The 13,724-nt window shown below is 47.6% G+C and carries 12 protein-coding genes; 4 read left to right on the top strand and 8 right to left on the bottom strand.

Annotation, left to right across the window (positions count from 1 at the left end):
• Positions 1-193 precede the first annotated feature (193 nt).
• Entirely contained in the window at positions 194-1,951 is a 1,758-nt protein-coding gene (locus NWE92_11515; GenBank protein MCW4030261.1) for a PAS domain S-box protein, read from the top strand.
• A gap of 52 nt (positions 1,952-2,003) precedes the next feature.
• Here NWE92_11515 and NWE92_11510 read toward each other — a convergent pair whose 3' ends face one another.
• The 4 genes from NWE92_11510 to NWE92_11495 all read right to left on the bottom strand — a co-directional run bounded on the left by NWE92_11510 (position 2,004) and on the right by NWE92_11495 (position 6,871).
• Positions 2,004-3,599 carry a hypothetical protein gene (locus tag NWE92_11510; GenBank protein MCW4030260.1) on the bottom strand — a complete coding sequence of 532 codons (1,596 nt, stop codon included), beginning with the start codon at positions 3,597-3,599 and terminating at the stop codon, positions 2,004-2,006.
• 222 nt (positions 3,600-3,821) lie between these two features.
• On the bottom strand, positions 3,822-5,741 hold the full coding sequence (gene dnaK / locus NWE92_11505; protein ID MCW4030259.1) for a molecular chaperone DnaK: 1,920 nt from the start codon (positions 5,739-5,741) through the stop codon (positions 3,822-3,824).
• Complete coding sequence (locus tag NWE92_11500) at positions 5,738-6,268, bottom strand: nucleotide exchange factor GrpE (GenBank protein MCW4030258.1); 531 nt, start codon at positions 6,266-6,268, stop codon at positions 5,738-5,740. Before NWE92_11500 ends, dnaK begins: the two co-directional genes overlap by 4 nt.
• A 174-nt stretch (positions 6,269-6,442) precedes the next feature.
• A complete protein-coding gene (locus NWE92_11495) occupies positions 6,443-6,871 on the bottom strand; it encodes a hypothetical protein (protein ID MCW4030257.1) in 429 nt (142 codons plus the stop codon).
• A gap of 383 nt (positions 6,872-7,254) precedes the next feature.
• Between NWE92_11495 and NWE92_11490 the strand changes: the two genes are divergently transcribed.
• Together NWE92_11490 and NWE92_11485 are read left to right on the top strand one after the other, a co-directional pair.
• Positions 7,255-7,812 (top strand): 2-oxoacid:acceptor oxidoreductase family protein, encoded by a 558-nt coding sequence (locus NWE92_11490; GenBank protein MCW4030256.1) that lies wholly within the window; start codon positions 7,255-7,257, stop codon positions 7,810-7,812.
• 105 nt (positions 7,813-7,917) lie between these two features.
• Positions 7,918-8,130 (top strand): hypothetical protein, encoded by a 213-nt coding sequence (locus tag NWE92_11485; protein ID MCW4030255.1) that lies wholly within the window; start codon positions 7,918-7,920, stop codon positions 8,128-8,130.
• Here NWE92_11485 and alaS read toward each other — a convergent pair.
• Positions 8,108-10,915: an alanine--tRNA ligase gene (alaS, locus tag NWE92_11480; protein MCW4030254.1), complete on the bottom strand. Its 2,808-nt coding sequence runs from the start codon at positions 10,913-10,915 to the stop codon at positions 8,108-8,110. The genes NWE92_11485 and alaS overlap by 23 nt on opposite strands.
• A 198-nt stretch (positions 10,916-11,113) precedes the next feature.
• Here alaS and NWE92_11475 point away from each other — a divergent pair, with 198 nt between their 5' ends.
• Complete coding sequence (locus NWE92_11475) at positions 11,114-11,593, top strand: hypothetical protein (GenBank protein MCW4030253.1); 480 nt, start codon at positions 11,114-11,116, stop codon at positions 11,591-11,593.
• A 6-nt stretch (positions 11,594-11,599) separates the two neighbouring features.
• Here the strand turns inward: NWE92_11475 and NWE92_11470 are convergent, their stop codons facing one another.
• The 3 genes from NWE92_11470 to NWE92_11460 form a co-directional block, all read right to left on the bottom strand.
• A complete protein-coding gene (locus tag NWE92_11470) occupies positions 11,600-11,890 on the bottom strand; it encodes a hypothetical protein (GenBank protein MCW4030252.1) in 291 nt (96 codons plus the stop codon).
• A gap of 121 nt (positions 11,891-12,011) precedes the next feature.
• A complete protein-coding gene (locus tag NWE92_11465) occupies positions 12,012-13,355 on the bottom strand; it encodes a tRNA(Ile)(2)-agmatinylcytidine synthase (protein ID MCW4030251.1) in 1,344 nt (447 codons plus the stop codon).
• Between the two features lie 64 nt (positions 13,356-13,419).
• Positions 13,420-13,701 carry an Lrp/AsnC ligand binding domain-containing protein gene (locus NWE92_11460; protein ID MCW4030250.1) on the bottom strand — a complete coding sequence of 94 codons (282 nt, stop codon included), beginning with the start codon at positions 13,699-13,701 and terminating at the stop codon, positions 13,420-13,422.
• Positions 13,702-13,724: the final 23 nt, after the last annotated feature.

Genomic DNA, 13,724 nt, shown 5'->3' with positions numbered 1-13,724 from the left:
ATGTTGTTAAGTGTAGTTTGTGGGTCACCAATAAAAGTGTGCTGATTCAGCAACACCTTACACGTTGAGGGCTGTTAGTGTTCTGCTAAAAGTGTCTATACCGAAAAATTCACACACACCATTTTATGACTAAAACCGCCAGTAAATTTGTGCTCACTTAAACCTGTAACTTGCCTAAAAACCGAGGAGAACTATGAACATCTACGCTATAGTATCCCTATGTGCCAGCGCAATCTCCATCGCTTTAGGGTTAAGTGTGTACTTTCTCAACCGAAAAGCCACCCTGAACAAACTTTTCTTGTTGACTATGGCTGCAAATGCGTATTGGGCGTTTTGCCAATTAATGATCTCTCAAGCTCACACTGTGGCTGATGCGTTTTTGTGGACTAAGGTTCTTTCATTTTGGCCGTTTCTGGTTGCGCTAATGCTGCACTTCACATTGGTCTTCACAGAAAGCGACTTTTCAAGACATAGACTAAGTTATCTAGCCATTTATTTGCCCGCGGTAGTGTTCTCTTTAATTGATTTGACCGCTGGCGGGATTACAGCAACTCCTGTGCTTGAGCCCTGGGGATACTCAGCTCCTTTCCAGTCGTCAATTGTGTCTGCCATTGGCGCTCTGTGGGCATGCACACTGGGTTTACTAATGGTTTTTCTCTTTATCAATTATCACAGAAATGTCTTAGATAAAACTCGCAAGAAACAAACTGAATTCGTAGCCCTAGGATTCTGTATTCCCATAATCACATCAATAGTAACAGACTCCTTCATTGCCCTTTTGGGAATATCTTTTCCGGTACTTGGTCACATTGCAGGAAGCGCAACTGCCTTTTTTGTTCTCTATGCAATGTCTAAATACAGCCTTTTCACCTTTAGGTCAGAATTCGCGGCAGAACACGTATTCTCAACAATGCCCGACGCCATCATACTCGTCAATCTGAAGGGCACTATTATCAAAATCAACCCTTCCCTCACGGAACTCTGCGGTTATACTGAAAAAGAAATCCTTGGTCAATCCGTAAGTTCAATGCTGTATAAAGCTACGGTCCGGGATAAAGATAACGCGCGGCCAGAAATTATTGCGCATTTGAAGATAAAGCGGGAAATAAAGAACCGAGAAATAACCTTCACCACAAAGGCGGGGGAACGGAAATCGGGGATGGTTTCTTGCTCGATGGTTACCGACAGCAACGGTCAAGACGTCGGGGCTTCCTTTGTGTTGCATGACATTACTGACCACAAGGAGATGGAACAGAAACTTCTTAACACGGAAAGACTGGCATCGATTGGAGAATTAGCGGGTATTTTAGGTCATGACATGCGCAACCCGTTGTCAGGGATCAGGGGAGCAACCTATTTTCTTAAAAAGAAATACGTCAACGCCCACATTCTTGATGAAGAAGACGAAGCCATGTTTGAAAGCATCGATAAAAGCATTGTTTACGCGAATAAAATCATCACTGACCTCGTTGATTATTCAAGCGAAATCCAACTGGACCTAAAAACAACCACGCCTCGAAACCTTGTCAGAGACGCCTTAATCTACAACGAAATTCCACAAGACGTAACTGTAGAAAACCACACCCAAGACGTACCGACGCTACGGGTGGATGAGAGCCGTATCTGCCGGGGCTTTGCTAACATCATAAAAAACGCCTTTGACGCCATGCCCGAAGGTGGCACACTAGAAATTGCGTCGCAGCAAATTGGGGAATCAGTGGTTTTCACGTTTAAGGACACTGGTCATGGGATGACCGCGGAGACGCTCTCAAAGTTGTGGGGACCGTTGTTTACGACGAAGGCTAAGGGGATGGGTTTTGGGTTAGCGATTTGTAAACGCAACGTTGAAGCCCACAACGGTACAGTCCGCGCCGAAAGCGTACCCAGCTTAGGAACCACAATCCAAATCCAGTTGCCCATACAGCCCAAAGACCCCCAAAAAGCAAAGTAAACTATCCGCTAAGATTCATGGAGCTAAAAAAAGGAAAATGAGCTAGCTGGCTCTAAGCTAGCAGAGATTTCTGTTTTTGCCGTTTGAAGAGAACAAAGATGGACAGCGCCGCAAACATGCTTATGAGAGCTGTGGCAAAGGGTGTCTCGGGAACGACGAAGTAGCCTCCGTTGACTGCTACTCCGCCTGGATCGGAAATTACCCCATTGGCCAAGCCGTCTGAGTCCCCTAGGCCGCCGTCAGTTAAGACTATATAGATGACATTGTCGCCGTTGTCGCTGCCGATGGGTATTTGGATCCACTGGTTGTTTTGGTATTTCCAGTATTGTGAACCTACGGGTACGTTGTTTGGCAAAGTTATTTCGACAGTTACGGATTGTCCGGGTGTTAGCCCTTCAATGTTGTAGGAGAAGAAGCCATGTGGGAAATCCATGCTTGGTTTACCTGTCTCGGGTAAAGAGTCTTCTGAGACTGCGGTGAGGCTTGTTATTTCTCCAACGCTTGTGGTTAGGGCCGCGATTCCTGTTCCAGTGGCCGTTGATATTGTTTCACGGTCACATAGGCTTGCGTATTTTAGGTAGCTGTGGTCCCAGTCAAAGTAACTTATGTGTGGCTTATTCGAAGAATCAATTGCTATCGAGTTGAACATCCCGACATTTCCAGTTGAATCAACAACTGTTTTAGTCCATGTGGTGCCCGTATTGGTGGCATATTTCAAATCATCGTTGTACGAATCATAGTAACTGATATGCGGTCTATCTGCCGAATCGATGGCAAGCGAAATGTACCAACCAACATTCTTACCACTGCCAGGGTTGTCCACTGTTTCGGTCGTCCAGCCTGTTGCAGTTTTGTTGGCGTATTTTAAGCAAGCTGTGGAGCCTTCCGTGAAGTAGTAGGCTATGTGTGGATTATCGTATGAGTCTATGGCTATGCCAGAGTATAGGCCTGCTGAATAGCCCGTATCGTCTACTGTTTCAATCATCCATCCTGTGGATGTTTTGGTGGCATACTTCAAAGCCCTGCCGGTTTGGTCAAAGTAGCTTATGTGTGGATTACCTGATGAGTCTAACGCAAGCGAGTTACTAGACATAACATTGGTGTCAACGTTCTCAATGGTCCATCCGCCGCCTAATTTAGTTGCATATTTCAAGACGCTGTCGGTATTGTTTAGAAAGACCACGTGTGGGCTTCCGCTTGAATCCAACTTAAGTGATGTATACATTAGGCTGCCGCGTGCAGCGATTGTCTCATGGTGCCAACCTGAGCCAGTTTTTGTTACATAAGAGATGTTAGTTGAAGGCGAACTCATGACATAGGTTATGTGGGGATTTCCAGCAGCGTCTAACGCAATAGACGAGTCTTCACCTACAACCTTGAGGTAATCAACTGTTTCAATCGTCCAACTACTGCCTGTTTTTTTTGCGTATAACAAATCATGTGGATCGTTACAGTAGCTGATGTGTGGGTCACCATTTGAGTCCAATGCAAGTGACGTGGCGGAACTAACAACATCTGAAGTTGAGTCCGCAGTTTCAATAACCCAAACTGGTGCTGCTTGCACAGATGGCACAAGACAAACAAGTAACAGAAGCAGACAAGATAGGAGTAGCATGCTTTTTGGCAATTTGGTTTTTCTTTGTGACATAACAACCTTTTCCTTATAGAGGCTTATCGCTTGCTCTCAATATTTAACGGTTTGCATTTCTGATGCAATAATACTTTTTGAATTGTTAAAAAAATAAAAATTTCGTCAGATAGCGCTTATAAAACAAACTATTGAAGTGAGAAGTTAATAATTTGTGCACAAAGAAAAATTGAGTATTCGAGTTATATTAAAAAAGAAAAAAGAAGAAGGGGCAGACTTGGGTTACTTTACTTTGTAGTCGTTTGAGTCGACGACGTTGTCGCCTTCTGGTCCTTGAGGTCCAGATTCTCCGCCTGGGGGCATGGTGGGTCCCGCGCCGCCTTGGGGTCCGGGGCCTGTTTGGCCTTGGGCCTGTTGCTGTTTGGCTGCTTCTGCGGCTGCTTGCTGATAGACTTTGGTTCCGACTTCTTGGAGCACCTTTTGTAGCGCGTCAGATTTGGCTTTCACTTGTGCCATGTCATTGCTTGCCAGGGCGTTTTTAAGTTCGGTAACTGCTGCGTCGATTTTGCCTGTTTCCTCTGCCGAGAGTTTGCCTGCAAGATCTTGCTTTGTGCGTTCAGCAGTGTAGACGAGGCTGTCGGCGGTGTTGCGGGTTTCGGCTTCTTCTCTCTTCTTGCGGTCTTGCTCAGCAAATTGCTCTGCGTCTTTGATGAGTCGGTCTTTTTCTTCTTTAGAGAGTTTAGTGGATGCGGTTATGGTGATTTTGGATTCTTTGCCTGTGCCGCGATCTTTGGCGGTTACGTTTAGGATGCCGTTTGCGTCAATGTCAAAGGTAACCTCGATTTGAGGTACACCTCTAGGTGCGGGGGGTAGGTCTACGAGGTTAAACATGCCTAAAGACACGTTATCGCTTGCCATGGCGCGTTCGCCTTGTAGTACGTGGATGGTGACTGCGGTTTGGAAGTCGGCTGCGGTGGTGAAGACTTGGCTGCGTTTGGTGGGTATGGTGGTGTTTTTCTCGATGACTTTGGTCATGACGCTGCCCATAGTTTCAACGCCTAGACTAAGGGGGGTAACGTCGAGGAGCAAGAGGTCAGTGACTTCGCCTGTGACGACTCCGCCTTGGATGGCTGCGCCGATAGCGACGGATTCCATAGGGTCAATTCCACGTTCAGGGGCTTTGCCAAGGAGCTGCTCTACGAAGCGTTGAACCATTGGCATGCGGGTCATGCCGCCGATGAGGATGATTTTGTCGACCTGTTGGGGTGTGAGTTTAGCGTCTTCAAGCGCCTTGAGTAAGGTTGGTCTTGTTCTCTCAACGATGGGTTGGGCGAGGGCTTCGAGTTTGGTTCGGGTAAGTGTCATGTGTAGGTGTTTGGGTCCTGAGGCATTTGCGGTTAAGAAGGGTAAGTCGATGTCGGTGCTCATCAAGGTTGATAGTTCGATTTTAGCTTTTTCTGCCGCGTCTTTGAGCCGTGACATAGCCATGCGGTCGTTGGAGATGTCTACGCCAGTTTGGCGTTTAAATTCCTCTACGAGGTAGCCTACGACTGCTTTGTCCACGTCGGTTCCGCCGAGTTGGGTGTCGCCGCTTGTGGATAGTACTTGGAAGACTCCTTTGCCGAAATCCATGAGGGTTACGTCATGGGTGCCTCCGCCGAAGCTGAAGACGAGGATTTTCATTTCATGCTGTAGTTTGTCGATGCCATAGGCGAGGCAGGCTGCGGTGGGTTCGTTGATGATGCGCATGACTTGGAAGCCTGCGATTTCGCCAGCGTCTTTAGTTGCCTGTCTTTGGTTGTCGTTGAAGTGGGCTGGGACGGTGATGACGGCTTTGTTTATGGTGCCTCCGAGGTAGGTTTCTGCGTCTTTTTTGATTTTTTGTAGTATGAATGCTGAGATTTGTTGGGGGCTGTATTCTTTGCCATAGGCGGATACCTTGACGTCTTGGCCCATTTTGCGTTTTATTTCAAAGAAGGTGCCCTCTGAGTTGGTGGTTGCTTGGCGTTTAGCGGGTTCACCGACGAGGAGCTGTCCATCTTTTGTGAAGGCAACGACGGATGGGAACATTTTTCCAGCCATCGTTGGTCCCTCCGCGCTGGGGATAACGGTTGAGTGTCCCCCCTCATAGATGGCGGCTGCCGAGTTGGTTGTTCCCAAATCGATTCCTAATATTTTTTCATTTGTTTTTTGGTTACTCAATTTTGTTTTTCCTCCGTTTGATTACTTTGATTTTTTGGTTTTACGGAAACTTTGACGATGCTTGGTCGAATCACACGGTCCCTCATTTGGTATCCTTTACGGATCTGTTCCATGACTGTGGATTCGTCTTTATCGTCACATTCCACAACACATATGGCGTTGTGGAGTTTGGGGTCAAAGCATTTGCCTTCTGGGTTAGGAATCTCGCTGACTCCTTCCTGCTCAAGAACTTTCCGTAATTTCTTGAGAGTCATTTCGACCCCTTGTATGAGGCACTGCGTAGAAGGCGAATCAGAGCCGTTTTTTGTGGCTAATTCTAACTCATCCACGACATCAAGCAACTCCAACACTATGCGTTCGTTGCAGTGACTTCGGATTTGTTCAGCTTCACGTTCAAAGCGTTTCTTTGCGTTTTCGTAGTCTGCCTGCATATATTTTAGCCGAGTCAGATAATCTTGGGAACGCTTCTTCTCACATTCAAGAAGCTGCTCAAAACTATCTGGCGCGGGCACTTGGTCTTCAACCATGTCACATTTGCCCTCCAGTTCCAGTTATAACAGAACAAACCCGTCGGGGAATTAAAATTTGTTCTGTGGCGGAACTGCATTTTTTACGTAACCTTTGGGAGGGGGATGGATTTTTTGCATATATTGTGGTTTTTGCTGGAGTATTTTTTGTGGTGGGCATTGTTTTTCCTCGGTTTATCTTATGTAGACGTGGTGTTTGGTTTCTGCTTGGGCGGCGTCGGGTTGTGGTTCCTCTTGGGGCGGTTGGGGTGATAGTTCGGGGTTTTGGGGTTGTTTGAGGGCTTGGGTTACAGATTTGTTGTATTGTTCGATGAGTTTGCGTATGACGATTTCGGCGAATTGGTCTCCGACAGCGTCTTCTTTTAGTTCGTTGCTGAACGCGTATTTCTTGAAGACTTCGAAGACTTCGTTTTTGTTCATGGTAAAGGTGGGGTTGTTGGGTTCGTTTAGGGCGCTGGCCATGACTTTGTGTCCGAGTTCGAGAAAGATGTTGACGAGTGTGGTGTAGTCTATGTCGAAGGGGTCGTCTCCTGTTAGGAAGAGGCCTTTGGTGAGTAGGATTTTTTTGTCGTTTTCTGGGGTTACGGTTAAACTTCTACGCACTCATATTCACCTGTGTACGCGTGCTCATGCACGCTTCACCTTAAGCACACCTGTGCATGCTCGCTTAAAAATATATTGCCTAAAAAATATGCATAAAACCATGAACAAACTACAATAAAAAAAACCATGCTGCCCAACCTCACCATCTAGTATGGCTGCATCTTATGAGGTGTTGTTTGCTAGGATACTTTTTTGACCTCTGGCGTTTTCTAAGTCAAATGCTTTCCGTAATAAATTATTATGTAAATTTTAGTTTTCCATTTGCTCCTACTTGAATTTACATTGGCTTATTTTTTTGGGAATTTTTACGGAAAAATGTATATCTCTGTATTTAGTAACATGTCAGTGATGCCCTCAGCGGAGCGATTGTACCTTTGAAAACAATGGTAGAGTTCAGGTGGCATGGACGAGGGGGGCAGGGAGCTTGGACCGCAAGTGACCTGCTGGCACGTACCGCCCTCGAAACAGGCAAATACATCCAATCCTTCCCCGAGTTTGGAACTGAACGCATGGGTGCACCCGTAACTGCCTTCACCCGCATCAGCACCGAACCCATAAGGCTGCATTGCGGAGTTTACTACCCTGATGTTGTAATTGTTTTAGATAACACGCTAATCAAGAATTTACCAGTGACTGCGGGGCTAAAACACAATGGCGGCTGCTTAATCATCAACTCAAATAAAGACCCCGCGGTCTTAAAAGAAGCCCTCGGAGTCAACAAAGGAAAAGTCTGGACCGTTCCAGCAACCGAAATTGCCCTAAAAATCCTCGGCGTCCCCATCACTAACACCGCATTGTTGGCTGTTGTTGCCAAAGCAACCAACATTGTCACGCTCGAGGGCATGGAAAAAACGCTGCACAAACGTTTCCGAGTTGACTTGGCGGAGAAAAACTTTTCAGTCATCCAAGAAGCCTACACGCAGGCAAAAAGGGACGAGTAAAGCGGCGGGGTAGTCAAGAACCTTTAGCTTGGATTCGTCAAGAAGCCTTCCCTTATGCATGCCCAAGGAAGCTGCAATTCTTGTATGGTTTTGTGCGGTCGCTGCATGCCGCCACACGCAAAATCAACCGAAACCATGCAGGATGTGAAGGAACACGCCGCACCCCACACCATAACAGACGCAGAAAAACAATGCAGCAACAAAACAGGGCTTAAACCTTTGGCAGTCTTGTGGCACCCCGTAAACCGCTACACCCACACAAAGAGAGAAACCAAAAAAAGAGAAAGAAAGCCAGCTAAGTTTTCAGCTGCTTTTTGACAACGTCCAGCGCTGCCGCCACTGCATCCGCGAGTTTTTGGCATTGAGTGCCGCCGCCCTGCGCAAAGTTAGGTCTTCCGCCGCCTCCGCCTCCCATAATCGGCGCTGCTTCTTTGACGACGTTGCCTGCGTGGACGCCTTTTTGCACAGCAGCCTCTCCAGCCATAACCATAAGCCGACAGCTTTTCCCATCACAGCCATAATACAGCGTGACAGCTGCGGGGTTGCGTTTGAGTACTTCTGAGGCGGTCTGAACCATGCGATTAGTATCGACGCAATCTCCGAAATCCCGCTTGACGAGGGCTACTCCGTTGATTTCAACTGCGGCTTCTGCTGCTTGAGCTTGGCCGAGGTCGCTTTCTTTAGCTGCGAGTTCTTTTAGTAGGCGTTTGTTTTCGCTTCGGGCGTCTTTGAGTTCGCAGAGCATTTTTTCGGCGGTTTTATCGAGCTTGTCGATTGGTGCGCTGAGGGTTTCGCTGACTTTCCAAAGCAGACTTTCTTGATCCTGCACCGCTTTGAGCGCCTTTAAGCCGACCGCGTAGCCCAATCGTTCAACGCCATCTTGAACACGCTCTGTATAGACGATTTTGACCAATCCGACCTCGCTGGTGCTGCCAAGGTGAGTGCCCGCGCAGGCTTCCACATCCCAATCGCCGGTTTTAACGACGCGGATGTCTTTGCCTGGGACGGCGCCGCCTTGATAGAGTCGGAATCCGTAGAGTTTCTCAGCTTCGTTGCGGGGGTACCATTTGGTTTCGATTTTCATGTTGGCGGCGATGGCTTGGTTTGCTTGGGTTTCGATTTTGTGGATTTCTTCTTGGCTTAATCTGCGGTAGTGGGATATGTCGAGGCGTGAGGTTTCTAGCCCTTTTTGGGTGCCGCTTTGCCAGACATGTTCGCCCAGTACGCGTCGAGCTGCGCCGTTAATTAGGTGCGTGACGGTGTGAGCTTTCATGAGACTGTATCGTCGTTCCCAATCCAGTATGCCATGCACGGTGGAGCCTTCTTTGAATGTTGCGGGGGTTTTTAGTTTATGGACTATAACTTTGCCGATTTTCTGAACATCCACAACGTCGTAGGCAGTGTGGTCGTAGACCAGTTTGCCTAGGTCGTTGGGTTGGCCGCCGCCTTCAGGATAGAAGCAGGTACTGCCCAGCACGACGTAGATGCCTCCGACGATTTTGAGGACTGTAGCGTTAAATTCACGCTGATAAACGTCAGTGTAGTAGAGAGGTTCGGTTTGGGGAAGTTGCTCGACGACTTCTTCAATCGTCTTCTCTGCTTTTGCCTCTTCTTCCTCAACAGGTTTAGATGCCGCCATGTGACGATTCGCTATTAGTGCATAGAAGTTTTCTGGGACATCAACTTCGACGCCTTCTTTTTCTGCGGCTTGTTTGACGATTTCTGGGGGTAATCCGTGGCTGTCATAGAGTTCGGCAAGCAGGTCGTTGGAGAGTTTGCCTGTGCCTTTGGATTTAAGGTCCGTTGCGATGCGTTTAACCATGCCTTCTCCGCGGTTGAGGGTTTCTACGAATTTTTCTTCTTCGACTTTGAGCATTTCGATGATTTCGTTTTGCATTTCTTTTATGTGAGGGAAGTCTTTTGCCCAGTAGTCTGCTTGCATGTCGATGATGTCGTAGAGTTTGGCGGGTTCAATGTTGAGGGTGCGCATGAGGCGGTAGACGCGTCGGAAGAGGAGCCTTGCGAGGTAGCCTTCTTGGATGTTTGAGGGCACCACGCCTTCAGATAGCATGAAGCTAAGGGTTTTGGTGTGGTCGGTGACTGCCCACGCGTTTTCGATCGGGACCAAGACCTTCTCGAGTGTCGCGAGGTCTATGCCAGTTAGTTCGGAGACGCGTCGACGGGCAACCATACGGTTAGCTCGTTTATCCACGCTGACCAGCCCAGAGTACTTTGCGACTTGAAACAAGAAGTCGTTATCTATGTTAGTTATGCCTGCCATGCTCATGACTTTGTCAAGCAGGTTACCGTAGATGGCTTGAAATAGGCTTGGGACGCCTTGGCTAATCCATGTGAAGCGGTCAATGCCATAGCCTGTGTCGACTGTACGGATAGGCAACTCTACGAAGTCGTCGCCGACTACTTTGTATTGCATAAAGACAAGGGTACCAACTTCGAGTCCGCGGCAGATGCATTCCACATCGGGACCAGCGTTGCCGCCGCCTACCCAGACGCCTTCTTTGTAAATGACTTCTTCAGATTTAATGCCCAGACACTCGGTTGCGAAGCGGTGGTGGAAGCGTACCGTGTCGTCTTTCCAGTAAACTTCTTTATCAGGGTAATTGAAAGCGTGGGCGCCTCCCATCTCGAAAATGGTTAAGTGCCTGCCAAAAGTTGGACCCGTGTTTGATATGTCCGTTAGCCTAATGGATGGCTGTGAAATCACCAAGGGGTTCGCTGGTGGAGGTGCAATGCCTTCGGTGACATAGGGCTGGAAGTCGATTATGCTGGCGTGTGTTAGGTAGATGTCTTTGCGCCAGCGGGCCACAACTGGGTAGGGTTTTATGCGGGTGTGGCCGTTTTTTTCAAAGAAGCTCAGGAACGCTTCGCGCATTTCGCTGAGAGTGAATTTTTTGGATGTGGCGGGGTTGCCAAGGAAGCTGTAGCAGCCGCATTCGTCGCTGCCTGATTCGCCGCAGGTTTCCTGCTCTGCGTTTTGCGTCCAGAACCATTCGCCGCATTTTGGGCAATGTTTACGTATGAAGCCTTCTTGTTTGAAGAAGGGAAGCTGGTAGGCTTCTGCTGGGAACGTTTTTTCAACCATGTGAGCTTGCCTCTAGTCGTTGGAGTTTGATTTGTTGTGAAAGGGGTTTATGGGGTTGTCGGATTTAAAGACTTTCAATAACTTTTTCGAATGCAAGTCGATAGAAATCAAACTTGAGAATATATCCTGAATCGTTTGTGTGCTGTTCTTTTAATTAGTTTAATATACAAAGATTGTTGATAACTGCTTTGAGTTAAAATGAAACAAAAAACTGTAATAGCTGTCGCCACCACGTTAATCGTAGTGATTTTGGTGCTTGTCGGCGCCTCCCAGATTGATTGGGCTCCCCAAAAAGACTCCAGCCCTACCGCAACCCCTTCTGCCTCTCCTGCTCCTACTGCTGAAGTTACGCCTACACCAACGGCTACCCCCGTAGAGACCATTGCCTTCAAATCAGTGAGCGTCGACAGTAGCAGTGCTTTGTCGGTTGAAGCCTACTCAGAGTCTGAGCAAGAAATAATTGTGACGCAGTTGACGCTCAAGGACGCAGACGGAAAAACCCTAGCAACCGACACGACAGTCCAAAGCATCCTTCCCGCGGATGGAACCGTAAAAAAACTCACAATCAACCAAAACAATGTTGCGCTCTCTTATGGGGGAGGCTACTCGTTAACGCTCACCACAAGTAATGGTAACAGTTTCACGTCGCCTCAAACCTTATCAGGATATTTCAATTAATTGGAATTATTGTGGTTCAACAGCGGTGGGTTTGCGCCTGATAATCTTAGCAAACTTTTTTTCTAGCTCTTTTTCGTAGTCGATGTCCCATTGTTTAACCAATGCTGCAAGTATTCGCTCGTTATTGCCTGTGCTGGCGATTTCTTTTACTGCAGGTGTATTCAGGACGCAACGGGTACACATAGTCGGATACTTGCCATTGCCTTTGATGGAGTACTCAGAAAGAAAACGACCGCAAATAGAGCATTTCACGTTGCTTAATTTCCCGATTTCTATCGGCGTTATTTTACTCTTCACGGTCACTTTCCCTATTCTCCTCTCATAGGATATTCTCTCAAAGAACCTTCTGCCCACCGTAATAAGCCTCACTCACTTATAGTGAGTCAAAAAACCACAAATCTTGTCTGTTAACGGCAGCTTATGGCAAATGCCACTCATTAATCAGACGAGGTGTGTTGTTGCAGCTTTTTTCCTGTCCATAACGCCGCAAAGGTTTAGTCAAGTGGCGCTGGCTCCGAGTAGAAGGTACATATAGTCCAGGTTTAAGGGTTCGGGGTAGCGGCACCTCGGTTTTTTTAAGTTCGGTATATCTGCCGCCACAGCGGTCGCAGCGGAAGCCTTGGTTTTTGCCCATGGATTTGAGGCGTTTCCCACAGTTAGGGCACAGCGGGTTTGAGGCGACTGTTTGCTGTTTTAGGGTGAGGATACGGATTTTTTCAAGGTTAATTGTCTGGGGTTTAGTAGCGGTGGCTTTGTGGACGGCACCCGTTACTTCTAAGGTATCGCCGATTTGGAGTTCTCGCGCAATTTTTCGGAGGTCGCCCGTTGGTTCGTAGGCGGCACAGTCAACTTCCTCTGTTGCGTCTTTGATGCTAAAGATTACATGGCGGACTGGAACAATTCGGGGAGGTTTAGATACAGTTCCTTTGACGATAACGCTACAATAGGGGGCAAGCTCTGAGAGAGTTGGCAGGGGGGTGAGGTGGGCGTCGGTGCCTTGGTTGCTGCGGAAAATTACCCAGCGCTCCACGGGTTCTTGAGGCTTCACTATACCAAAGGCTTTCTTCACGATATCTGCGGATTCGCCTCGGATTCCAAAGAGAATTGGGTCAGGTCCTCGCGGAGTAATGATAACACGACCTTTCTCTGTGTCAACATTATTGAACGTGTATGGCGTGGTCTGTTTGTCCATCTCAAAAATCGATGCTTCATCGACGCGACGTTTCGTGCCCAAGTTTTCGGGGGTACGATAAGCGATGAGTTCGTAAGTGTAGTCGCCTTCGAGAGTTTCGCCGATGGCTGCCAATGCGCCAATGATGCCCCGGCAGGTGTTGTATCCACAAGCTTCCGCGCCCAAACGTTTGATGAGCGCCATAGCTTCTTTGAGTTTGATAACGGTGGTTTCAGTTTTTTTGGCGTATGCTTTTAGTTCCGCGGGAATTTCATCCTGTTGGTAAATGACGATTCCCGGGTCGGTGCCCCTCATTTTTACGGCGGCATGTTGTTCCCAGAAGTTGTAGGCTGTTTCTTTAATGGCTTCTTCGTCTTGGGGATTGTAGGCGAAGCTTAGGCATAAAGCTCCGTTGCCACGGGTTTTCCAAGGAACGTTGGGGTTTAGTCTGATAAGTCGTGGATAATCAAGAAATTTAACGTGGAACGGTTCGAGTTTTTCGATTAGGCAAGCGGTAAGATAGGTAGTGCAGCCGCCTTTAGTTGAGTCTGTGTCGTCGAGTCCAATATGCATTGTATGATGGCTTGTCAAGGGTGGCTGCTCCTAAGATATTAAGAAAGAAGGGTACGGGGGGACTAAAAAAATTTTGTGGGCCTTATTGGATAAGCGGTGTTTCTTCCAATAAGCCGTCTCGCAGAGTGGATGTTTCGTCGTGGATTAGCATAGTTAGTTTTGAGTTTATATGGCTGATGTTTCCGATGTTTTTGGTGATTATGTGGGTTAATTTTTCGATGCTTTCTGCTTCAACGGTCGCGATAATATCATAGACGCCCCAAAGGCAATGGACTTCGGTTACGCCTTCAACTTTTTCTATTGCGCTCAAAACTTCGTCTTCTGATCCAATCTCAGTGTTCAAAAGAACGTAGGCTGTTGGCATTATTTATCTTTCAACTCCTTTCA

The sequence above is a fragment of the Candidatus Bathyarchaeota archaeon genome (assembly GCA_026014745.1).
Classification (GTDB): domain Archaea; phylum Thermoproteota; class Bathyarchaeia; order Bathyarchaeales; family Bathycorpusculaceae; genus Bathycorpusculum.
Note: the sequence above shows the minus strand (reverse complement) of the source record. Positions and strands in the feature narration are given on the sequence as shown.